The organism is Streptomyces sp. NPDC059255 (assembly GCF_042752355.1).
GTDB lineage: Bacteria > Actinomycetota > Actinomycetes > Streptomycetales > Streptomycetaceae > Streptomyces.
The window spans coordinates 30038-51404 of record NZ_JBHYZP010000009.1 but is presented as its reverse complement, the minus strand read 5'-3'; the positions used below and the strand labels follow the sequence as shown (position 1 = coordinate 51404).

General features: G+C 72.9%; 19 protein-coding genes, 1 pseudogene and 1 riboswitch. Of the genes and pseudogenes, 12 read left to right on the top strand and 8 right to left on the bottom strand.

Going from position 1 to position 21367, the window contains the following annotated elements; translation table 11 throughout:
• Positions 1-13 precede the first annotated feature (13 nt).
• A riboswitch (SAM riboswitch) is annotated at positions 14-141 on the bottom strand.
• Positions 142-366: 225 nt separating this feature from the next.
• From ACFXKG_RS14020 to ACFXKG_RS14010, 3 genes are all read left to right on the top strand, one after another.
• Positions 367-1323 (top strand): glucosyl-3-phosphoglycerate synthase, encoded by a 957-nt coding sequence (locus tag ACFXKG_RS14020; protein WP_384837174.1) that lies wholly within the window; start codon positions 367-369, stop codon positions 1321-1323.
• Positions 1324-1367: 44 nt separating this feature from the next.
• Complete coding sequence (locus tag ACFXKG_RS14015) at positions 1368-1526, top strand: hypothetical protein (RefSeq protein WP_384837171.1); 159 nt, start codon at positions 1368-1370, stop codon at positions 1524-1526.
• 124 nt (positions 1527-1650) lie between these two features.
• The gene (locus ACFXKG_RS14010; protein WP_384837169.1) at positions 1651-3189 is read left to right on the top strand and encodes a trehalose-6-phosphate synthase; all 1539 of its coding nucleotides are present in this window, start codon (positions 1651-1653) and stop codon (positions 3187-3189) included.
• Between the two features lie 50 nt (positions 3190-3239).
• Here the strand turns inward: ACFXKG_RS14010 and otsB are convergent, their stop codons facing one another.
• From otsB to ACFXKG_RS13995, 3 genes are all read right to left on the bottom strand, one after another.
• Positions 3240-4094, bottom strand: coding sequence for a trehalose-phosphatase (gene otsB / locus ACFXKG_RS14005; RefSeq protein WP_384837165.1), 855 nt, complete (start codon positions 4092-4094; stop codon positions 3240-3242).
• A gap of 67 nt (positions 4095-4161) precedes the next feature.
• On the bottom strand, positions 4162-4533 hold the full coding sequence (locus ACFXKG_RS14000; protein WP_384837162.1) for a DUF3263 domain-containing protein: 372 nt from the start codon (positions 4531-4533) through the stop codon (positions 4162-4164).
• Positions 4534-4545: 12 nt separating this feature from the next.
• Complete coding sequence (locus ACFXKG_RS13995) at positions 4546-5793, bottom strand: extracellular solute-binding protein (RefSeq protein ID WP_384837519.1); 1248 nt, start codon at positions 5791-5793, stop codon at positions 4546-4548.
• Positions 5794-6156: 363 nt separating this feature from the next.
• Here ACFXKG_RS13995 and ACFXKG_RS13990 point away from each other — a divergent pair.
• From ACFXKG_RS13990 to ACFXKG_RS13980, 3 genes and pseudogenes are all read left to right on the top strand, one after another.
• A pseudogene (locus tag ACFXKG_RS13990) lies at positions 6157-7044 on the top strand (ROK family protein); the annotation flags it as partial.
• Between the two features lie 161 nt (positions 7045-7205).
• Positions 7206-8378, top strand: a complete 1173-nt coding sequence (gene nagA, locus ACFXKG_RS13985) for an N-acetylglucosamine-6-phosphate deacetylase (protein WP_384837159.1) — start codon at positions 7206-7208, stop codon at positions 8376-8378.
• A gap of 207 nt (positions 8379-8585) precedes the next feature.
• Entirely contained in the window at positions 8586-9560 is a 975-nt protein-coding gene (locus ACFXKG_RS13980) for a 1-phosphofructokinase family hexose kinase (RefSeq protein ID WP_384837156.1), read from the top strand.
• 63 nt (positions 9561-9623) lie between these two features.
• Here ACFXKG_RS13980 and ACFXKG_RS13975 read toward each other — a convergent pair whose 3' ends face one another.
• Both ACFXKG_RS13975 and cdgB read right to left on the bottom strand, forming a co-directional pair.
• On the bottom strand, positions 9624-10646 hold the full coding sequence (locus tag ACFXKG_RS13975) for a CBM35 domain-containing protein (protein ID WP_384837153.1): 1023 nt from the start codon (positions 10644-10646) through the stop codon (positions 9624-9626).
• Positions 10647-10821: 175 nt separating this feature from the next.
• Positions 10822-12627 (bottom strand): diguanylate cyclase CdgB, encoded by a 1806-nt coding sequence (gene cdgB, locus ACFXKG_RS13970; RefSeq protein ID WP_384837150.1) that lies wholly within the window; start codon positions 12625-12627, stop codon positions 10822-10824.
• A 347-nt stretch (positions 12628-12974) separates the two neighbouring features.
• Between cdgB and ACFXKG_RS13965 the strand changes: the two genes are divergently transcribed.
• Positions 12975-13544, top strand: coding sequence for a flavin reductase family protein (locus ACFXKG_RS13965; RefSeq protein WP_384837147.1), 570 nt, complete (start codon positions 12975-12977; stop codon positions 13542-13544).
• A gap of 52 nt (positions 13545-13596) precedes the next feature.
• Here the strand turns inward: ACFXKG_RS13965 and arfB are convergent, their stop codons facing one another.
• The gene (gene arfB, locus ACFXKG_RS13960; protein ID WP_384837144.1) at positions 13597-14025 is read right to left on the bottom strand and encodes an alternative ribosome rescue aminoacyl-tRNA hydrolase ArfB; all 429 of its coding nucleotides are present in this window, start codon (positions 14023-14025) and stop codon (positions 13597-13599) included.
• A gap of 181 nt (positions 14026-14206) precedes the next feature.
• On the opposite strand from arfB, the gene ACFXKG_RS13955 reads away from it, so the two are divergent.
• The gene (locus ACFXKG_RS13955) at positions 14207-14782 is read left to right on the top strand and encodes a TerD family protein (RefSeq protein ID WP_384837141.1); all 576 of its coding nucleotides are present in this window, start codon (positions 14207-14209) and stop codon (positions 14780-14782) included.
• 238 nt (positions 14783-15020) lie between these two features.
• On the top strand, positions 15021-15518 hold the full coding sequence (locus ACFXKG_RS13950; RefSeq protein ID WP_365815301.1) for a hypothetical protein: 498 nt from the start codon (positions 15021-15023) through the stop codon (positions 15516-15518).
• A gap of 286 nt (positions 15519-15804) precedes the next feature.
• Here ACFXKG_RS13950 and ACFXKG_RS13945 read toward each other — a convergent pair whose 3' ends face one another.
• Positions 15805-16476: a pentapeptide repeat-containing protein gene (locus tag ACFXKG_RS13945; RefSeq protein ID WP_384837138.1), complete on the bottom strand. Its 672-nt coding sequence runs from the start codon at positions 16474-16476 to the stop codon at positions 15805-15807.
• A 123-nt stretch (positions 16477-16599) separates the two neighbouring features.
• Between ACFXKG_RS13945 and ACFXKG_RS13940 the strand changes: the two genes are divergently transcribed.
• Positions 16600-17802 (top strand): NAD(P)-binding protein, encoded by a 1203-nt coding sequence (locus tag ACFXKG_RS13940; RefSeq protein ID WP_384837135.1) that lies wholly within the window; start codon positions 16600-16602, stop codon positions 17800-17802.
• 84 nt (positions 17803-17886) lie between these two features.
• Positions 17887-18897, top strand: a complete 1011-nt coding sequence (locus ACFXKG_RS13935) for a zinc-binding dehydrogenase (protein ID WP_384837132.1) — start codon at positions 17887-17889, stop codon at positions 18895-18897.
• A 244-nt stretch (positions 18898-19141) separates the two neighbouring features.
• On the opposite strand, the gene ACFXKG_RS13930 is transcribed toward ACFXKG_RS13935, so the two are convergent.
• A complete protein-coding gene (locus ACFXKG_RS13930) occupies positions 19142-19336 on the bottom strand; it encodes a hypothetical protein (RefSeq protein WP_384837129.1) in 195 nt (64 codons plus the stop codon).
• Positions 19337-19684: 348 nt separating this feature from the next.
• On the opposite strand from ACFXKG_RS13930, the gene ACFXKG_RS13925 reads away from it, so the two are divergent.
• Entirely contained in the window at positions 19685-21367 is a 1683-nt protein-coding gene (locus tag ACFXKG_RS13925; protein ID WP_384837125.1) for an MFS transporter, read from the top strand.

Genomic DNA, 21367 nt, shown 5'->3' with positions numbered 1-21367 from the left:
GCGAGGCCCTTTCTCCTCATCTTCCTCGCGACGTACTTCGCCACAAGACGGAATTGGCACCTTCCCCACCGTGACCTCATGGTCGGCGGGAGGGTTGCCGGGACTTCAACGGGCCGTTCCCTCAGTCCCTCTGGATGAGCGCTATGACGCCGGAGCCTTGGTCCGGTGTGTTTGTTCACGTGCTGACCCCGGCATGCCGTGGTCATTCGCGTTGTTCAAGACTGTAACCGAAGGGGCGGAGGGTTGAGATAGTCGTCCGCACCGCGAGATGGATCACGTTGCGGCATGTACGCCGGCGTGCGTGCCGACGTACGAGCCATGAGACATCACGCACCTGACAGAGAACGCGCGCAGGGAGTACCGAACGTGCTGGAAGAGGTGGAGCACTGGCTGACCAGGCGTTCCTGGTCGGCGGGGGACCGTACGCTCGACCGGCTCCTGGCGGCGAAGGCGGCACGCGGCGCCACGGTGAGCGTGGTCCTGCCGGCGCTCGACGAGCAGGAGACGGTCGGCGCGATAGTCGCCGTCATCCGGCGCGAGCTGATGGAGCGGGTCCGGCTGGTCGACGAGCTGGTGGTGATCGACTCCGGCTCCGCCGACCGTACGGCCGAGGTCGCCGCGGCGGCGGGCGCGCGGGTCGTCCACCGGGACACGATCCTGCCGCGGCTGCCCGCGCTGCCCGGCAAGGGCGAGGTGCTGTGGCGGTCGCTGCTGGTGACGCGCGGTGACATCGTGTGCTTCGTCGACGCCGATCTGCGGGAGTTCTCGCCGGACTTCGTCTCGGGGATCGTGGGCCCGCTGCTCACCGAGCCCGAGGTGCAGTTCGTGAAGGCGATGTACGACCGCCCGCTGCGCCAGGGGCCGGCGCCGGAGGCCGGCCAGGGCGGGCGGGTGACCGAGCTGGTGGCGCGCCCGCTGCTCAACCTGCACTGGCCCCGGCTGGCGGGCTTCGTCCAGCCGCTGGGCGGGGAGTACGCGGCGCGCCGCTCGCTGCTGGAGCGGCTGCCCTTCCCGGTGGGGTACGGCGTGGAGCTGGGCCTGCTGGTGGACGCGCTGCACACGGTGGGGCTCGACGCGCTGGCCCAGGTGGACGTGGGCGTACGGCTCCACCGCCACCAGGACGACCGGGCGCTGGGGCGGATGGCCGCGGCGATCTACCGTACGGCGCAGCTGCGGCTCCAGCGGGGCCATCTCGTACGGCCGCTGCTGACGCAGTTCGAGCGGGGTGAGGACGGCTTCGTACCGCGGACGCACACGGTGGACACGGAGGAGCGCCCGCCGATGCGGGAGATCGCGGAGTACACGGCCGGACGCGCGGCGTAACGTCGGATCATCTCACTATTTGCCTACATTGCTCCCTCATGGGAATGAATCGCACGTTTTCGGGGGCTTCGGAACTCACGTGGGTGGTGCTGGCACAGGTCGGCACCACGGCCGAGCGGCTGTGGCTGCTGGGCGGGATGGCGTTCGCGCTGACGGGCGCGGGGGTGGTCGCGCTGGCCGCCGCGCGCGGGAGGCGCGACTAGAGAGCCCGCCGGGTGCCCTCCGGGCGGCCTCCGGGCGGCTTCCGAGCGGGGGAGGCTCCCGGGGCCGGGTACGTCACACGAGCCGTACGTTTGAGCGTTTCCGGGACGGGCTAGGTTTCGCGACATGGTTACCGAGCCGTCAGAAGCTTCCGGCACCCCCGCGCCCGCCCGTGTCCTCGTGGCCTCCAACCGCGGCCCCGTCTCGTACACGCGGCGCGACGACGGGACGCTGGAGGCCCGGCGCGGCGGCGGCGGACTGGTGTCGGGGCTGTCGGCCATCGGCTCGGACGACGACGCCCTCTGGGTGTGCGCGGCGCTCGGCGAGGGCGACCGGGAGGCCGTGCGGCGCACGGAGGGCCGCCTCGACCCGGCCGACACGGGCGGGCAGCGGGTACGGATGCTGGGCATCGAGCCCGAGGTGTACGCCGCCGCGTACAACGACGTCGCCAACTCCACGCTCTGGTTCGTCCACCACATGCTCTACCAGACCCCCCTGGAGCCGTCCTTCGGCCCGGAGTTCCGCGAGCGGTGGGCGGCGTACGAGACGTACAACCGCGCCTTCGCCGAGGCGCTGGCGCAGGAGGCGGCCGAGGGCGCGGCGGTCCTCGTGCAGGACTACCACCTGGCGCTGGTCCCGGGGATGCTCCGGGCGCTCCGCCCCGACCTCAGGATCGGGCACTTCTCACACACCCCGTGGGCGCCGCCGGAGTACTTCCGGCTGCTGCCCGACGACATCGCGGAGCGGCTGCTGCTGGGCCTGCTCGGCGCCGACCGGCTGGGCTTCCTGACCCGGCGGTGGGCCGGGGCGTTCAAGGAGTGCGCCCGCGCCGTGCTGGCGGGCCGCGGGCTGACGGCGCACTGGCCCGAGGACGGCGCCGTGGACGGCGGGCCGCCGTACCTCACTTACCCGCGCGCCGGTGACGGCCCGGCGGACGGCCGGACCTACCTCGCGGTCCACGGGCTGGGCGCGGACGGCGACTTCCTGCGCGAGCGCGCGCACCGCCCGGACGTGGCCGAGCGGATGGTGACCCTGCGCGAGCAGATCGGCCGGACGGCGGACGGGGCCGACCGGAAGACGATCGTCCGGGTGGACCGTACGGAGCTGTCCAAGAACATCGTCCGGGGCCTGCTCGCCTACCGGCAGCTCCTGCTCGACCACCCCGAATGGCGCGAGCGTGTGGTCCACGTCGCCTTCGCGTACCCCTCCCGGCAGGACCTGGCGGTCTACCGCGACTACACGGCGGAGGTCCGGCGGACCGCCGACGCGGTCAACGCGGAGCTGGGCACGCCCGGCTGGACCCCGGTCGTGCTGCACGTCCTCGACGACTTCGCCCGCTCCCTGGCCGCGTACCGCCTGGCCGACGTGGCGCTGGTCAACCCCATCCGCGACGGCATGAACCTGGTCGCGAAGGAGATCCCCGTCCTCTCGGAGCGCGCCTGCGCGCTGGTCCTCTCCCGGGAGGCGGGCGCCTGCGCGGAGCTGGGCGAGGACGCGCTGGTGGTGAACCCGTACGACATCGGCGCGACGGCCGACGCCCTCCACGAGGCCCTGACCATGCCCGCCGCCGACCGCGCGGACCGCGCAAAGCGCCTGGCCGCTGCGGCGACGGCCCTGCCGCCGCAGCGCTGGTTCCTGGACCAGCTGGAGGCGCTGCGGGCCTGAGGCCCCGCTCCGCCCATGGACCTCAGCCCACGGGCCTCAGCTCACGGTCCTCAGTCCATGGACGGAACCAGAGCGGCCAGGAAGTCAGCCAGGGCCGCCGGGCCCGGGAGGACGAGGTCGGCGCGTTCGGCCAGTTCGGGGACTTCGGTGCCGCTGGCGATCAGCAGGCCCGGGTGGCCCTCCGAGCGGAGCTTCTCGACGGCCGCGTAGGCCGGCAGGTCGCCCAGGTCGTCGCCCGCGTACAGGACGGTCTCGGCGCCCACCTCGCGGACGTACTCCAGCAGCGCCACGCCCTTGTCGACGCCCGGCGGGCGCAGCTCCAGGACCATGCGGCCCGGTTCGACGATCAGGCCGTGGCGCGCGGCGAGTTCGGCGAGGGGGTCGCGCAGCGCCTCGAAGGCCGCCTGGGGGTCGGTGGCGCGGCGGGTGTGGACGGCGACCGCCCGGCCCTTCTCCTCGATCCAGGTGCCGCGCCAGGCACTGAACTGTTCGAGGAAGCCGGGGAGTTCGGCACGTACCGCCGCGACGCCCTCGTGCGGGGCGGGGGCGTGGACCGTACCGGAGGCGGCGTCCCAGCGCTCGGCGCCGTAGTGGCCGAGGACGACGAGGTGTTCCAGCCCGGGCACCCCGGCGAAGCCGCCGTACCGTACCGCGACCTCGGCGGGGCGTCCGGTGACCACCGCGACGGAGGCGACGCGCGGCGCGAGGGCGGCGAGGGCGGGGAGCGCGCGCTCGTGGGCACGGGCCTGTTCGGGGTCGGGGACGATGTCGGCGAGGGTGCCGTCGAAGTCGAGCGCGACGACGGCTCCGCCGGGCCGGGCGAGAAGCGCGGCCAGGCCGTCGGCGCCGGCGGGAGTGGTCGGCTGCGGCAGGGAGTACGAGTGGGAGTACGAGTGGCTGCCCATGCTCCGACCTTATCCACGTCGACCGCCGTACGGGCCCTACGGGCGGAAACCCGGCCCGCGCCCCGGGTCAGCGGCGTTCGCGGCGCGCCGCCCTGACCCGGCGGAGCCGGTTGACGGTCACCGGGTCGTGCTCCGCCGCCGCCGGGTCGTCCAGCAGCGCGTTCAGGAGCTGGTAGTAGCGCGTCGGGGAGAGGCCCAGGCGCTCGCGGATCTCCCGCTCCTTGGCGCCGGGGCCCGGCCAGCCGCGCCCCTCCATGGCGAGCACGGCCCGGTCCCGCGCGGAGAGCCCGGGGGCGGGGGCCGGCTCGGCGGCGGGAGCGGTCCCGGTCCCATGCTCGACGGCAGGGGCGGTCCCGGTCTCGGGATCGGGGTCGGGAGCGGTCCCGGGCTCGGCGGCGGGGGCGGGCTCGGGGTCGGGGTCGGGATCGGGTGTGGTCATGTCGGTGACACGCTACTCGGACGCCTCAGCCGCCGACGCGTCCCTGGCGATCCGCCCCAGCACCGCCTGCGGGCTGGCGCCGCGCTCGACGGCGTTGCCGATATTCTTCTTGAAGCTCTCGCTCACCTGCGACCACGAGTTCTTGCCGTACGGGAACAGCTCCGAGTCGGGCAGCGCCGTCAGGAACGTCTTCAGGTCCTTGTGCTCCGGGTCCGCGAGCATCGTCTCGTTGGCGCTGTAGGTGACCGGCAACAGGTCGTACTGGCCGGCGAAGCTCAGCACGTTCTTGTCCTCGTACGAGAAGTTCAGGAACTTGCCGATCTCCTCGCGGTGGCCGTTCTGCTTGAACCCCATGATCCAGTCGGCGACACCGACCGAGGGTGCCGCCTTGCCGTCCGCGCCGGGCAGCGGCACCATGCCGACCTTGACGCCCCGCTTCGCCGCGTCCTTCATCAGCGTCGGATGGCCGTTGAGCATCCCGACCTGGCCGCTGGTGAACGCCTTGAAGGCGGTGGCGCGGTCCAGGTCCTTGGGCGGGACCGGGCCGGTCAGCCCTGCCCCGACGAGGTCCTTCTGGAGCCAGGTGAAGGTCTTGACGTTCGCCGGCGAGTCGATGCTGTACGAGCCGTCCGCGTTGTCCGTGTAGCCGCCCCCGCCGCTCAGCAGCCACATCAGGGTCTCGCCCTGCGCCTCCTCCGTGCCGAGCGGCAGCGCGAGCGGGGTCGTCACGCCGTCCGCCTTGAGCGCCTCGGCGTCCGCCTTGAGGTCGTCCCAGTCCTTCGGGGCGCTCACCCCGGCCGATTCGAAGAGGTCCTTGTTGTAGAAGAGCAGCCGGGTCGAGGCGACGAAGGGCATCCCGTACTGAATACGGTTGACCTCTCCGGCCTCCGAGAGCTGGTCGAGGAAGTTCGACTGGGCGGGTATGGAGAGCAGATCATCGGCGGCGTAGAGCTTGCCGTCCTTGGCATAGTGGGCGTACGAACCGATCTGCGCGATGTCGGGGGCCTTGCCCTCCTCGACCATCCTCGCGACATCGGTGTCGATCGTCTTCCACGGCCGGATGGAAACCTGGATCTTGATTCCGGGATTGTCGGCCTCGAACGAACTCGCCAAGGACTCCCAGTAATTCTTGGAGCTGTCCTCGGAGTTGGTGCCGTACTCCGCGGCGACCACCTTGAGCGTGACATCCCGGGCCGCCGGGGTCCCTCCGCACCCCGCCAGCGCCGCCGTCAGGCCACACGCGGCCACCGCCGCCGCCATTGTCCGGTAACCGTGGTGACGCTGTCGTACAGGTCGCACAGGTCTGTTCCCCCGCCTTTGTTGTTCTTTCGCTGCGCGTAAGGCCCTGACCGGTCCCCCATGACGCACTGTTGTGGACTGCCGAGTGCTGACTATCGAACAAGTGATTTTTCCTCATAGGAAGTTTGAGGTCTACCGGGCGGCGGTTGCGCTTCCGCAACGTCTGATTTCCCGGGTCCACACGGCGTGAATGTTCTGTTCTTTTGTATGCGCAGGCAACAATCCGGAGGCTGCGGGCGTAGTGGACTAGACCTTTCAGGATCCGCAGGCGAGACTGTCCACGTGAGATCCGACAGGCACGTCAGACACGTCATCGCCCTGGACGTGGGCGGCACCGGGATGAAGGCCGCCCTCGTCGGCGCGGACGGCACGCTGCTGTACGAGGCGCGGCGCGCGACCGGCAGGGAACGCGGCCCCGAGGCCGTCGTCGAGACCATTCTCGGCTTCGCGGCGGAGCTGCGCGCGTACGGCGCCGAGCACTACGGCGCGGGCGCGGTGGCCGCCGGGATCGCCGTACCCGGCATCGTCGACGCGGAGCGCGGCATCGCCCGGTACGCCGCGAACCTGGGCTGGCGCGACCTGCCGCTACGGGACCTGCTCGCGGCGCGGCTGGACGGCGTACCGGTGGCGCTGGGCCACGACGTACGCACCGGCGGCCTGGCCGAGGGGCGGCTCGGCGCGGGCCGGGGCGCGGACCGGTTCCTGTTCGTACCGCTGGGCACGGGCATCGCCGGGGCCATCGGCATCGGCGGCGCCATAGAGGCCGGCGCCCACGGCTCGGCCGGCGAGATCGGCCATGTCGTGGTCCGCCCGGACGGGCGCGTGTGCAGCTGCGGGCAGCGGGGCTGTCTGGAGACCCTGGCGTCCGCCGCCGCGGTGACCCGCGCGTGGCGGCGGGCGAGCGGCGACCCGGAGGCGGACGCGGCGCAGTGCGCCCGGGCCGTCGACTCCGGCGACCCGGCGGCCGTACGGGTCTGGCACGACGCGGTCGACGCCCTCGCCGCCGGCCTGGTCACCGCGGTCACGCTGCTGGACCCGGGCACCCTGATCATCGGCGGCGGCCTCGCGGAGGCGGGCGACACCCTGTTCACGCCGCTGCGCGCGGCGGTGGCCGAGCGGGTGACGTTCCAGAAGCTCCCCGAGATCGTCCCGGCGGCGCTCGGGGACACCGCCGGGTGCCTGGGGGCGGGGCTGCTCGCCTGGGACCTGCTCGACGGCGGCCCACCGCCCACATCGCCCCTGTCACCCATGTCACCCCTTTCGGCCACGTCGTCCCCTTCGTCCCGCCCGGCGGCTACCTCGTCCGCCCCCGCTCCCTCCCACCCCGACGGGCCGTCCGTCGGGCTTCCACTCGCCCCGGAGGTAACCGCCTGATGGCCGCTCGCGCCACATCCGCCGTACGCGCCGAACCCGTCGTCCTCACCGGCGCCCGGGTGGTGCTGCCCACCGGGACCGTGGACGGCGGGCGGGTGATCGTCCAGGGCGGCCGGATCGCGGGCCACACCCCGGCGGACGCCGCCACGCTGGATCTGACGGGCCACTGGCTCGTCCCCGGCTTCGTCGACCTCCACAACCACGGCGGCGGCGGTGCCTCCTTCACCTCCGGTTCCGTGGACGACGTGCTCAAGGGCATCCGGACGCACCGCGAGCACGGCACCACCACGCTCGTCGCCTCCACCGTCACCGGCGAGATGGACTTCCTCGCCCAGCGCGCCGGGCTCCTCTCCGAACTGGTCGAGCAGGGCGACCTCGCCGGGATCCACTTCGAGGGACCGTTCATCTCCCCCTGCCGCAAGGGCGCCCACAGCGAGGAGCTGCTGCGCGCCCCCGACCCGGCCGAGGTGCGCAAGCTGATCGACGCGGCGCGCGGCACGGCCAGGATGGTCACCCTCGCCACCGAACTCCCGGGCGGCATCGAGTCCGTACGGCTGCTGGCGGAGCACGGCGTGATCGCCGCGATCGGGCACACGGACGCCACGTACGAGCAGACCGTCGAGGCCATCGACGCGGGCGCGACCGTCGCCACGCACCTCTTCAACGCGATGCCGCCGCTCGGCCACCGGGCACCGGGGCCGATCGCCGCGCTGCTGGAGGACGGGCGGGTCACCGTCGAGCTGATCAACGACGGTACGCATCTGCACCCGGCCGCCCTGGAGCTCGCGTTCCACCGCGCGGGCGCCGACCGGGTCGCGTTCGTGACGGACGCGATGGACGCGGCGGGCTTCGGCGACGGGCGCTACGAACTCGGCCCGCTCGCCGTCGAGGTGACGGACGGTGTGGCGCGGCTGGTGGACGGCGGCTCGATCGCCGGCTCAACGCTGACGCAGGACACGGCGTTCCGGCGGGCGGCGACGGTGGACCGGCTGCCGGTGGAGGACATCGTCCGGGCGATCTCCGCGAACCCGGCGCGGCTGCTCGGCGCGTACGACCGGATCGGCTCGCTGGAGCCGGGCAAGGACGCCGACGCGGTGGTGCTGGACGCGGAGTTCGGGCTCAAGGGCGTGCTGCGCAAGGGGGAGTGGGTGGTCGACCCACGCGTCGCCTGACCCGCGCGCACGGGTCAGTGGGTACGCGGGGTCGGCGGGTGCGCGCGCACGGGTACGCGGGTCGGTCGGTACATCGGTACAGAAGCGGTCGGTAGAGAAGCGGTCGGTACGGAAGCCGTCGGCCCGGGGTCTGGGCCAAGGGCGCTCTTTTTGACATGATCGCTTCGGCGCTCCATCACGCGACCGCGTACCCAGGCAGGGGGATGGATGATCCTCACGGTGACGCTCAACACCGCCCTGGACATCACGTACCGCACGCCCGCGCTCGTCCCGCACACCACCCACCGCGTCAGCGAGGTCGTCGAACGCCCCGGCGGCAAGGGCGTCAACGTCGCGCGGGTGCTGGCCGCGCTGGGGCACGAGGCCGTGGTCACCGGGTTCGCGGGCGGCCGGACCGGCGACGTACTGCGGGAACTGCTGAGCGGCACCGGCCGGCCGGCCGCCCGGAGCGGCCGGCCCCGCGCGGCGCGGCCGGTCGACGCGCTGCTGCCGATCGCCGGGGCCACCCGCCGCACCATCGCCGTCGTGGACGCCTCGACCGGCGACACCACCCAGCTCAACGAGCCGGGCCCGGTCGTCTCCGCCGCCGAGTGGACCGGCTTCCTCTCCCACTACGACCGGCTGCTGCGCACCGGCGCCGAGGCCGTGGCGCTCTGCGGCAGCCTGCCGCCGGGCCTCCATGTCGGCGCGTACGCGGAGCTGATCCGCCGGGCACGCGCCGCCGGGGTCCCGGCGCTCCTCGACACCAGCGGCGAACCCCTGCGCCGGGGCGTCGCCGCCCGCCCCGACCTCGTCAAGCCGAACGCCGACGAACTCGCCCGGCTCACCGGCTCCCGCGAGCCGGTGCACGCCACGCACGACGCCCGGCGGCGCGGCGCCCACGCGGTCGTCGCCTCGCTCGGCCCCGACGGGATCATCGCGATCACCCCGGACGGCGCCTGGCGCGCGGCGCCCCCTGGACCGGCCAGCGGCAACCCGACGGGCGCGGGCGACTCGGCGGTGGCGGGACTGCTCTCCGGTCTCGTGGAGCGCCTGCCGTGGCCGGCCAGGCTCAGCCGGGCGGTCGCGCTGTCGGCGGCGACGGTCCTCGCCCCGGCGGCGGGCGAGTTCGACGCGCGGGTCTACGAGGAGCTGCTGCCGCGCGTCACGGTGACGGAAGTCCCCCGCCACGCGGGCGAATGAGCCGGACCGGACCATGAGCCCGACCGGACCATGAGCCGGACCTGACGGGGGGGGACGGACCCGTCACGTCTTCGGGGGCGTGACTTCCAGCCAGTCGAGGATGGCGTCGCACTGGTTGCCCTGCTCGCAGGAGATCTTGAGGGTGTTCTTCCCCGCCTGGAGCTCGACCGGCGCCCACGTGGTCTGCCAGTTCTTCGCCAGATCGGGGTCGTCCGAGTTGATGAAGTTCTTCAGCCCGAGAGGGGAGTTGTTCGCCTTGCCGTTGACGGTCAGCGTGGCGTTGGCGTCCTTGGCCGGGATGGCGTAGCGGACGGAGAGCGCGTAGCTGCCGGCCTCCTTGACCTCGGCGGTCCAGGTCACCGAGGCGCCGACCGCGTTGAACCCGGTCACGTACGAGCCGTTGGTGCCCTCGGCTCCGTCTATGTCCGTGGCGAGCGCGGCGGGCGGCCCCAGCTTGAGGGTCGCCGCGTCCTGCTTGGGCAGTTCGATGCCGTCGGCGGACGAGTCGTCGCCGTCCGTCTTGTCCTTGCCGGACGACTCGGAGGCGCTCGCCTCCGGAGACTGGCCGGTCGACACGGACGGGTCCGAGGGCCCCGCGTTGTCGTCCTGGCCCTTGTCGTCGCCGCCGGAGAGCAGCGCCGCTGTGATACCGATCACCACGACCGCGACCACCGCGATCGCGCCGATCAGCAGGCCTCTCGTGTTCGGGCCGCTGCCGCGTCCGCCGCCGCGCTGGGCGGGGATCTGATTCGTGGCGGCGCCGTTCTGGCGGCCGTGACCGTGCGCCGGGGCGCCGTGCTGCGGGGGTGCCTGCTGGCCGTGCGGAGCCTGGCCGTACGCCTGCTGCTGGCCGTAGCCCTGCTGCTGGCCGTACGCCGCCTGCTGACCGCCGTACTGGCGCTCGCCGACCGTCCTGACCTGGTTGTACGACGTCCTGGGGACGCCCGGCTGAGTGGCCGGACCCGGGTAGCCGTAACCGCCTTGGCGCCGCTGACCGGCGCCCGCCGCCGCCTGTCCGTCTTCGTACAGGTAGCCGAACGGGTCGTCGTCCTCGGGCTTGTTCGCGCCGTTGTTCCCGGCCGTCATCGGTGGTCACTCCTTACCATCTCGCCAGCGTCGCCGACCGGCCGAGCCTACCTCGTACGGGCAAGCCTACGAACGGGTCTTGACGGGTGGCAGCCAGTCTGGGGCCCTCGGGTGAACTTCCGATCGCGGGCTTGTCGCAGCCCTGTCCCGAACGGTCCCGGCCTGAGAGGTCCTCTCATCCCGCCCGCCGGTGGACCTGCTTGCGCGAGCGCTTCTCGACGTACATCCGCTGGTCGGCGGATTGCAGGACCTCCTCGACGGACATGCCGCAGCTCGCCCAGCTGATGCCGAAGCTCGCGCCGACGCGGACGGCCCTGCCGTCCACCCGGATCGGCGGAATGATCGCGTTCCGCAGCCGCACCGCGAGGTCGGCGGCATCGGCCGAGCCGAGGCCGTCCGCGAGGACGACGAATTCGTCACCGCCGAGCCGGGCCACGGTGTCGCCGTCCCGCACTCCGGTGGTGAGCCGGCGCGCGACCTCGATGAGGACCTCGTCGCCGGTGTTGTGGCCGAAGCGGTCGTTGATGGACTTGAAGCCGTCGAGGTCGCAGAAGAGGACCGCGAGCCCCTTCGTGCCGTCGTCCGCCGCGCCCTCGCCGGGCGCGACCAGGTGGACGTGGCCGTCGAAGCCCCCGGAGCCGAGCGGCGGCATCCCACCGCTGCCGGCGCGTACGCCGCCTCGGTGGCCCGCGCTCTCCTCGTACCCGTCGTGGGTGGAGTACCCGTCGCCGGGGCCGGCGGTGGCCGCGTACCCCTCGCCGCCGCCACTGCCGTCGTACGCGTCGTAACCGGGCTCGTACAGGACCGTGCCCTCGTACCCCCCGTACGCCGCGTCCAGGGCCTCGACGGCGGTCTCCCGGACGCCGAACGGGCGCGAACAGAGCCGGGAGCTGAGGCGGGAGCGCAGCTCCGCGCTGTTGGGCAGGCCGGTGAGGGAGTCGTGCGAGGCCCGGTGGGCGAGCTGGAGTTCGCGGCTCTTGCGCTCCTCGATGTCCTCGACGTGGGTGAGGAGGAGGCGCGGGCCGTCCGTCGTGTCCGCCACGACGGAGTTGCGCAGCGAGACCCAGACGTACGTGCCGTCCCGCCGCCCGAGGCGCAGCTCGGCGCGGCCCCCCTCGGCGGAGGTGCGCAGCAGCGTGCCGATGTCCTCGGGGTGGACGAGGTCGGAGAAGGAGTGGCGGCGCATCGCGGAGGCGGGGCGGCCCAGGAGGCGGCAGAGCGCGTCGTTGGTGCGCAGCAGCCGGCCGTGCTGGTCGCCGCCCATCTCGGCGATGGCCATGCCACTGGGCGCGTACTCGAACGCCTGGCGGAAGGATTCCTCGCTGGCCCGGAGCGCCTGCTGCTCGCGCTCCAGGCGGACGAGGGCACGCTGCATGTTTGCTCGGAGGCGGGCGTTACTGATCGCAATGGCCGCCTGGGACGCGTACATCTGGAGCGCTTCCTGCCCCCAGGGTCCGGGCCGCCTGCCGCCGCGCGGCCGGTCGACGGATATCACGCCGAGCAGCTCGCCCCCGCGCCCGGCGGCGTGCGCCGGCGGGTCCTTGCGCGCGGCCGAGTACATCGGGGCGTAGAGGCGGTCGGCGGGGTGCCATTCGTCCTCGAAGCGGGGCTCGGGGCCTTCGGTGTACCACTGGGGTACGTCGTCCTCCAGCAGCACCCAGCCCTCGGTGTGCGGTATGAACCGCAGGTCACCCCAGGTCTCCCCCATGGCGAGCCGACGATCCCAGGAGATACGGGAGCCGACCCGGCCGGTGATCAGAGCCTCGGCGGCGGCGCTCCCCGCGAAGGCGGCGACGACGAGGTCGCCGTCGGCCTGGACGACATTCACACAGGCGAGTTCATAGCCGAGGCCCGTGACGACGCCGTCGGCGACGGTCTGCAAAGTGTCCGCCAGACTGCGTGCGGTGTTGAGCTCTGCGACGGCTTCGTGCAGCTGCCGCAGGGTCGCAAGACGGACGTACGGCTCCGACTCGGTCTCCATTGCTCGCTCTCCCCGAGACCTCGACAGCAACTCCAGGATTCTCATCGGCGCTTGTGTGGCACTGTCCCCGCCACTGAATCACAGCGAGCTGTTCGCCAGGTACACAGGGTCAACAATTACCTCTCTCTGTGTCTCAAGTCACATGGTCCGGAGAGGGGTGGAATGCCTGATGGAAGCGCTCCCGCGCCTTTGCGGAAGACAAGTCCGGGCCCCGGGGGAGCAGAGCGGAGCGTGACGGGGAAGAGGGCGCCGGGACGGTACGGAACATGGTCCCGGCGCGGTCCTAGGACCTGGCTGGTCCCCTGGTCCGATGCGGGCGCGGGGCCGCCGGGACTAGCGTCTCCCCCGTGTCCCAGACGAGTCCCGCACCCCGCACCGAAGCCGTCCCCCATGCTGAGGGGGTGAGCAACGACGAGTTCCGCGCGGCCCTCGCCCGGCTGGCCGCGGGCGTGGTGCTGGTGACGGCGCACGAGCCCGCCCTGACCCTCGACGGCCCGCGCGGCGAGGACGCCGGCATGACGGCGACGGCCTTCCTCTCGGTCTCGCTGGACCCGCCGCTGGTCCTGGTCAGCGTCCGAAACGGCTCCCGGATGGACGACCTGCTCGTCGAACAGCCGCTGTGGGCCGCGTCCTTGCTCTCCGAGAACCAGCGGCACATCGCGGGCCGGTTCTCGATGAAGGGACGGATCAGCGACCGGCTCCTCTTCCAGGACCTCCCGTACCGGCGGGGCGAGGTGAGCGGCGCGCCGCTGATGGAGGGGGCGCTGGCGACGCTGGAGTGCCGTACGGAACAGCGGGTGGAGGCGGGTGACCACACGCTGGTGATCGGGCGGGTGCTGACGGCGGATCTCACCGCCGGGGACGGCGGCCCGCTCGCGTACTTCAAGGGCCGCTACCGCCAGTTGAGCCAGGGCTGACCGCAGAGGCCCGCCCTACGCCCCCTACGCCCCGTCCGGCCCCTTCCAGCCCTTACCAGTCGCGGCCGGTACGACCACGCTTCGTCTGGGCGCGCTGCTTCTTCTCGCGCAGCCTGCGCTCGTTGATCCCGCGCGGGATCTTCGTCTTGCGGCGGGCGCGCGGCGGCGGGGCCGTCGCCTCGGCGAGCAGGGCGGCGAGCCGTACGGACGCCGTCTCGCGGTTGCGCCACTGGGAGCGGTGCTCCGACGCGCGTACGGTGAGCACGCCGCCCACCAGCCGGTTCGCCAGCCGCTCCAGCGCGCGCTCCTTCCAGACCGGCGGCAGTGCCTCCGTCCCGGCGAGGTCGAAGCGCAGCTCCACCTGCGAGTCGCTGGTGTTGACGTGCTGGCCGCCGGGCCCCGACGAGCGCGAGAAACGCCACATCAGCTCGGCCTCCGGCAGGGAGACCGAACCACGGATGACATGAGGAGGCCCGGACATGCCCCCATGGTCGCCCGCCGGCGCCCCTCGCGTCATCTCCTTAAACGGTGCCGCCGTCACCCTCCTCGGTAAAGAAAGTAAAGAGGGGCGGAACCTCCGGGACCTCTGCCCGCGTTATGCCGGATGACGGTAGCTTCGGGGCCGACTCGAAGCCCGCACACGACAACGAAAGGGACATCCCATGGCTGTAAGCCTGTCCAAGGGCGGCAACGTCTCACTCACCAAGGAGGCGCCCGGCCTCACCGCCGTCACGGTCGGCCTCGGCTGGGACGTCCGCACGACCACGGGTACGGACTTCGACCTCGACGCCTCGGCGATCGCGGTGAACGACGGCGGGAAGGTCTTCTCGGACGGTCACTTCGTCTTCTTCAACAACAAGGCGACGCCGGACCAGACGATCGTCCACACCGGTGACAACCGGACGGGCGAGGGCGACGGCGACGACGAGGCGATCAACGTCAACCTGGCGGGCCTGCCGGCGGACATCACCAAGATCGTCTTCCCGGTCTCGATCTACGACGCCGAGACCCGCAGCCAGAACTTCGGCCAGGTGCGCAACGCGTACATCCGCATCGTGAACCAGGCGGGCGGCGCCGAGCTGGCCCGCTACGACCTGAGCGAGGACGCGGCCACGGAGACGGCGATGGTCTTCGGCGAGCTGTACCGCAACGGCGCGGAGTGGAAGTTCCGCGCGGTCGGCCAGGGGTACGCCTCGGGCCTGGTGGGCATCGCGACGGACTTCGGCGTCAACCTCTGACCATGGTTCATGGTTCATGGGTCGGGGACACCGATCCCTGGCCATCGGTCACCGACCATTGGTCGCTGATCCCTGGTCACCGATCATTGGTCACTGATCCTGGTCACTGATCCCTGACGTCCGGCGCAGGGCCCCGGCTCCGGCCGGGGCCCTGCGCGGTCCCGGCCGGACGGCCGCGCCCGGGACGCCGGGTCACTCGCCGATACGCGGCGCCACCCGGCCGTGGGACCATCGGGGCGTGCTCGACATCGGCTACTCCCTCTCCCGGCGCTTCCCGGATCCCCCGCAGACCGACTACCGCCGCGCGGAGGTCAAGGAGCTGCGGCACGATCTGTTCTGCGGGGACGTCTATCTCGCCGACACCTCCGCCGACCGTGAGGTGTCCACCGCGTGGGGATGGGTGCCCGTGCTCGACTTCGCCTGGGCCCTGTGCGACATCGTCGAGCGGATCGACCAGGACCCGCGCGGCAGCCGCTCCGCCACCCCGCAGTACGCCGAGCTGGACTTCACGGAGTCGGCGGACCGGATGTTCTTCCGGCGGCGCTTCGGGTGGGTCGACATCGAGGCCGACTGGATGCACGGCGACGAGCCGCCGCTCACCTTCAGCCACCGGCTGCTGCGCCGGGAGGCGCGCGACTTCCTGCACGACCTGATCGCGGACCTCACCGATCTGCACGACGGACTGGCCGACAACCCGGCCGTCTGGGACCTCCAGAGCCGCTTCCCCCGCTGCTGAACACAGCCACCACAGTCACTCACCCCAGCCACCACAGGGCCGCCGCACAGTCGTCACACAGCCCACTCATGGTTCCGGGCGTCCGCATGCGTACATCGCGTGTCCCGGGGCAGATGCAGTCTGCCGGGGCACTGCCAGGGACGCGGGCGACCGCATCCTCCCCCCACCCACATGGCGTGCCACTGGAGTAGCGCGTGGGCCTCGACCTCTCCCCCCAGGTCGGGGCCCATGGCGTTTCCCTACGACCGGGCGGCCGGGCTACCGGGGGCCGGGCGGCCCGGACCGGTCAGTCCTCCACCCGTACACCGATCTGCGCCGCGAACGCCGGTGCGAGATGCAGCAGTTGCGCCGAGCTGATCACCGCTCCCGCCAGCCGGTCCAGCCCCCGGGCGATGTCCAGCTCGGCGACCGTCCGCAGATCGACGTCCTTCATCCGGACCCCGCTCAGATCGGCCCGCCGGAGCACACAGTCCCGGAACTCCACCCGCTCCAGCTCCGCTCCCCCGAAGTCCGGCTCGGCCAGCACACACCCCTCGAACACCACATCCTTCAACCGCGCCTTGCGCAGATTCAGGTAGTCGATCTTCCCGCCCCTGATCAGCACCCGCTCCAGCGTCGCGCCGTGCAACTGCGTGCCGCCCAGCCGCGCGTCCGCCACCTCCACATCGCGCAGGGACGCCCCCGACAGGTCCGTACCCACGCCCCGGACACCCGACAGGACACAGTCGACGAACCGCGCCCGCGCCAACCCCGTCTCGTCCAGCGCGCACTCCCGCAGCGCGCAGTCGATGAACCGCCCGCCCGGCCCGTCCTGCCCGCCCAGGTCCAGGCCCTGGAACTCCAGGCCGTCGTAATCCCCGTCCGGCTCCAGATCACCGCCGTACGGGCTCAGCGGCGGGAGCCGCACCTCCGCCCGCCGCGCCGCAACCGTCCCGCTCTTCGCCGTCTTCCTCGCCATGCCCCCATGGTGGCCTACGGCACTGACAACGCCCCCGATGTCACATCCGACAGGCCACCGCACGTCACCTGGGTGAGCGCGCCGCCCGGCACGCGATCACGCGAACGAGGGAGAGAGGCCACCATGGGCAGCAGCCCCAGCCCCAGCACCGGCCGGAGCCCGAGCACCGGCATCACCGTCGTCGGCGGCGGACTCGCCGGGCTCACCGCCGCCATCACCGCCGCCGAGGCGGGCGCCCGCGTCACCCTCCACGAGGCCCATCGCACCCTCGGCGGCCGGGCCAGAACCGCCGAAGGCCCGTACGCGGCCAACGACGGGCCGCACGCCCTCTACCGGCGCGGGCCCCACCGGCACTGGCTCAAGCAGCGCGGGCTGCTCGGCCCCCTGGCGAACCCGCCCCTGCACGAGGCCGCCCGCTTCCGCTTCCACCACGGCGGCGCGCTGCGCCGTACCCCGCCCGTCGGTCTGTTCGCCCTCGCCCGCCGCAGCGCCGAACGGGCCCCCACCGACGTGGACTTCCTCACCTGGGCCGCCGAGCGGGCCGGCCCCGCCACCGCCCGCGCCGCCGCGCACTACGTCGCCGTGGCCCTCTTCCACCACGACCCGGGCTCGCTCTCCGCCGCCTTCGTCCAGGAGCGGCTGCGGCGCGCCGCCGCGCTGCCGCCGGAGGCCACGTACCCGGCCGGCGGCTGGGGAAGGCTCACCGAGCGGATGGCCGGACATGCCCGGAACCTGGGCGTACGCATCGAGACGTCCACCCGGATCGACACCCTGCCCGACGGCCCCGTCATCGTGGCGACGTCCCTGGACGCGGCCCGGCGCCTCCTGAAGGACGACGGGCTGCGCTGGCCCGGCGGGCGTACGGTCCTCCTCGACCTGGCGCTCCGTACCCGCCGGGGCGACCCGTTCGTCGTCTCGGACCTGGACGCCCCGGGGTGGCTCGAACGGTTCACCGCGCAGGACCCGTCCCTCGCCCCGGACGGCGAACAGCTCGTCCAGGGGCAGATCCCGATCGGCCCCGGCACGCCCCGGGCCGAAGGACTCGCCCGCGCCGAGCACCTGCTCGACCTCGGGTTCCCCGGCTGGCGCGAACGCACCGTCTGGCGGCGCGAGGCGCTGGCCAACGGCCGTACGGGCGCGGTCGACCCGCCGGGCACCACCTGGCGGGACCGGCCCCGCATCGACCGGGGCGGGACCGGCGTCTTCCTCGCGGGGGACCAGGTGGCGGCGCCGGGAGTCCTCTCGGAGGTGGCGTTCACCAGCGGGATCACGGCGGCGTCGCTGGCGCTCAAGGCGCTCGCCGGGATTCCCGCCGGCGGCGCTTGACCTCAAGGGAACTTGAGGTCGGAGGCTGGTTGCCGCCCGGGCCGCCCGTACGCGCGCCCGCCCACCGACCCCAGGGAGCCCGCCATGCACGCCGTCCGCCTCCACGCCTTCGGCCCGGCCGAGAACCTGACGTACGAGCACACCCAGGACCCCGTCCCGGCCCCCGGCCAGGTCCGTATCGCCGTGGCCGCCGCCGGGGTCCATGTCCTCGACACCGCGCTGCGCCAGGGCATGACGGGCCCGTACCCCGCCCCCGTCGAACTGCCCACGATCCCCGGCCGGGAGGTCGCCGGAACGGTCGAGTCACTCGGCGAGGGCACGGACCCGAGCTGGCTCGGCAAGCGGGTCGTGGCACACCTGGGGATGGTCCCGGGCGGCTACGCGGAACTCGCCGTCACCGACGCCGCCCGGCTCCACGAGATCCCCGCCGGGCTGGACGAGGCCGAGGCCGTCGCGATGATCGGCACGGGCCGTACGACATTGGGCATCCTCCAGTTCACCCGGCTCGGCCCGGACGACATCGCCGTCGTACCGGCCGCCGCGGGCGGGATCGGCACGCTGCTCGTGCAGTACGCGAAGAACGCGGGCGCCGCCGTCATCGGCCTGGCGGGCGGCCCGGCCAAGGTCGCCCGTACCGCCGCGAACGGTGCGGACCTCGCCGTCGACTACACGCTCCCCGACTGGTCCGAACAGGTCCGCGCCCACCTCCGCGACCGGCTCGGCGGCCGGGGCGCCACCGTCGTCTTCGACTCGGTCGGCGGCGCGACGGGCCGCGCGGCGGTGGATCTGCTCGCGGAGGGCGGGCTGCATCTCGTCTTCGGCTGGTCGGGGGAAGGGCTGCTCGACGGCTCGCCGCTCACCTTCACGGAGGAGGAGCTGGCGGAGCGCGGCATCACCTCCGAGTCCGTACTGGGCCCTGTCATGATCCGGAAGGCGGGCGGCGACCTCCGCGTCCTGGAGGAACGCGCCCTGGCAGAGGCGGCGGCCGGCCGCCTGCGCCCCGCCGTACAGCGCTTCCGGCTGGCCGACGCGGCGTGGGCACACGGCGCGCTGGAGACGCGCGGCACGATGGGCAAGGTGGTCCTGGAACCGTAGTTGCCCCCGGCTTCCTGCCCGACCGTCCCTGACACGCGGTCAGGCGGCCCAGCGGCGCGGGGTGTGCACCAGGGTGGCCCAGGTACACGTACCGACACCGGAACCCCCGCGCGCCCGAGGCGGCCGTCCCTCGCGGATGAGGGTGGCGAGGGCTGGTGAGGTGCGCGGCGTCCCTCCAGAACCGCACCCGAGGTCGAGCACGCTGCCTCCGGGGCCGAGGGTGGGCCGGTGTGCCCGGGCAGGGTCAGGAGGGCGAGGCTCCGCGCCGCTCGGCGCCGCGGAGCAGGCCGATCCACGCCCCGAGCGCCACAAGGCCCATACCGATGGCGGTCGCGACGCCCTGCGCTCCGTCCACGACAAGCGGGGCGATCACGGCTACGGCCAGGTTGAACAGGAAGAGGAACCAGAGGACGGGACGGGAGGAGAGCAGCGACTTCATGACGTTTCCCTGGATGCTCGGGGGCGGCGAACGGTGCGTTCGGAGGCGGTGAACCCGCTGCCTTCAACCCTCCCGGCGCGCCCGCGCCCCCACGAGGGACCTCGCTCCCGAACCGATGGTGCAGCGGGCTACACCACGGCTGGGACGTGCGCGCTTCCGGATGCCGTGCCTCCCGTACCGTACGGTCCGCCGTGCCCCCCGACGTACGAGAGGCGGGCGGGGCGGATCCGTGGTCTCCTGTCCAGAGATTGTCCGAGCTCGCCATGGATCATCCAGATATTTCTGCGGAGAACTGCGCAGTGATCCTCATGCGGCGCCGCTGCGGAGCCACTGCGAGGGAAGTACGCGATGAGCGACCCGGCGACACCCGGCGCCCCGGACGGCTCAGGGCCTGGCACCCCGGACGGCTCGGGCGCCCGGGCCGGCTCGGGATACGGAGCCCGGGCCGACTCGGGGGCCGACGTCCCGGCCGGATCGGGATCCGGCGGCCGGGACGGCTCGGGATCCGGCGGCCGGCCCGGTACCTCCGACACCGATCCCGAGGCCCACCGCTGGTGGGGCCTTGCCGTCATCGCGATGGCGCAGCTCATGGTCGTGCTCGACGCCACCATCGTGAACATCGCCCTGCCCTCCGCCCAGCGCGAGCTGGGGCTCACCAACGGCAACCGGCAGTGGGTGATCACCGCCTACACCCTCGCCTTCGGCGGGCTGCTGCTGCTCGGCGGCCGGATCGCCGACCTCGTCGGGCGCAAGCGCACCTTCATCATCGGCCTCATCGGTTTCGCCGCCGCCTCCGCGCTCGGCGGCGCCGCGCAGGGACCCTCCATGCTCTTCGCCGCCCGCGCCCTCCAGGGCACGTTCGCGGCGATCCTCGCGCCCTCCGCGCTCTCCCTGCTCACCACCACCTTCCGCGACGGCAGGGAACGCGCGAAGGCGTTCGGGATCTACAGCGCCATCGCGGGCGGCGGGGCCGCCATCGGGCTGCTGCTCGGCGGCGTACTCACCGAGTTCCTGTCCTGGCGCTGGTGCCTGTACGTGAACGTCCCCATCGCCGTGGTCGCCGTCACCGGCGCGTTCACCCTGCTCCACGACCGGGCCGGGCACAAGGAGTCGCGCCTCGACATCCCCGGCGTCCTCCTCGGCTGCGGCGGGCTCGTCGCCCTCGTCTACGGCTTCAGCGAGGCCCAGTCCTCCGGCTGGTCGTCCCCGCTCGTCCTCGGCCTGCTCTGCGGCGCCGTGGCGCTCCTCACCGTGTTCGCCTGGTGGCAGACCCGCGCGCCGAGCCCGCTGCTGCCGCCGCACGTCATCCACGACCGCAACCGGGGCGGCTCCGTCCTCACCATGTGCCTGACGACGATCGGCATGTTCGGGCTGTTCCTGTTCCTGACGTTCTTCCTGCAGAACATCCTCGGCTACTCGCCGCTCAGGACCGGTCTGGCCTTCCTCCCGATGTGCGCGATGATCATCATCGGCTCGACGCAGATCGCCGCCCGGCTGCTGCACTTCGTACCGCCGCGCCTGCTCATGGGGCCCGGACTGCTGCTCGCGGCGGGCGGGCTGTTCACGCTCACCTTCATCGACCCGCACTCCAGTTACGCGGCCCACATCCTGCCCGGCACGCTGATGCTCGGCCTCGGCATGGGGCTGACCTTCCTGCCCGTCATGTCGGTCGCCACGTCAGGGGTCGCGCCGAAGGACGCCGGGGTGACCTCCGCGACCGTCAACACGGCGCAGCAGGTCGGCGGCTCCATCGGTACGTCGCTGCTCAACACGGTCGCGACGACCAGCACCACCGCCTATCTGACCGGCCGCCTCGCGGCGGCGGCGCGCGCGGGCGGGCTCACCCCGGCGGAGCGGACCGCGCTCGTGAAGACGGGGACGGTCCACGGCTTCACGGTCGCCATCGGCTGGGCGGCGCTCATCCTGGTGGTGGCGGCGATCCTCGCGATGGTGCTGGTCACCGCGGACGCACCGCGCCGGCGGGAGCGGAGCGCGGGCACCGCCCCGGCCGTCGTCCCGGGTCGCGGGTGA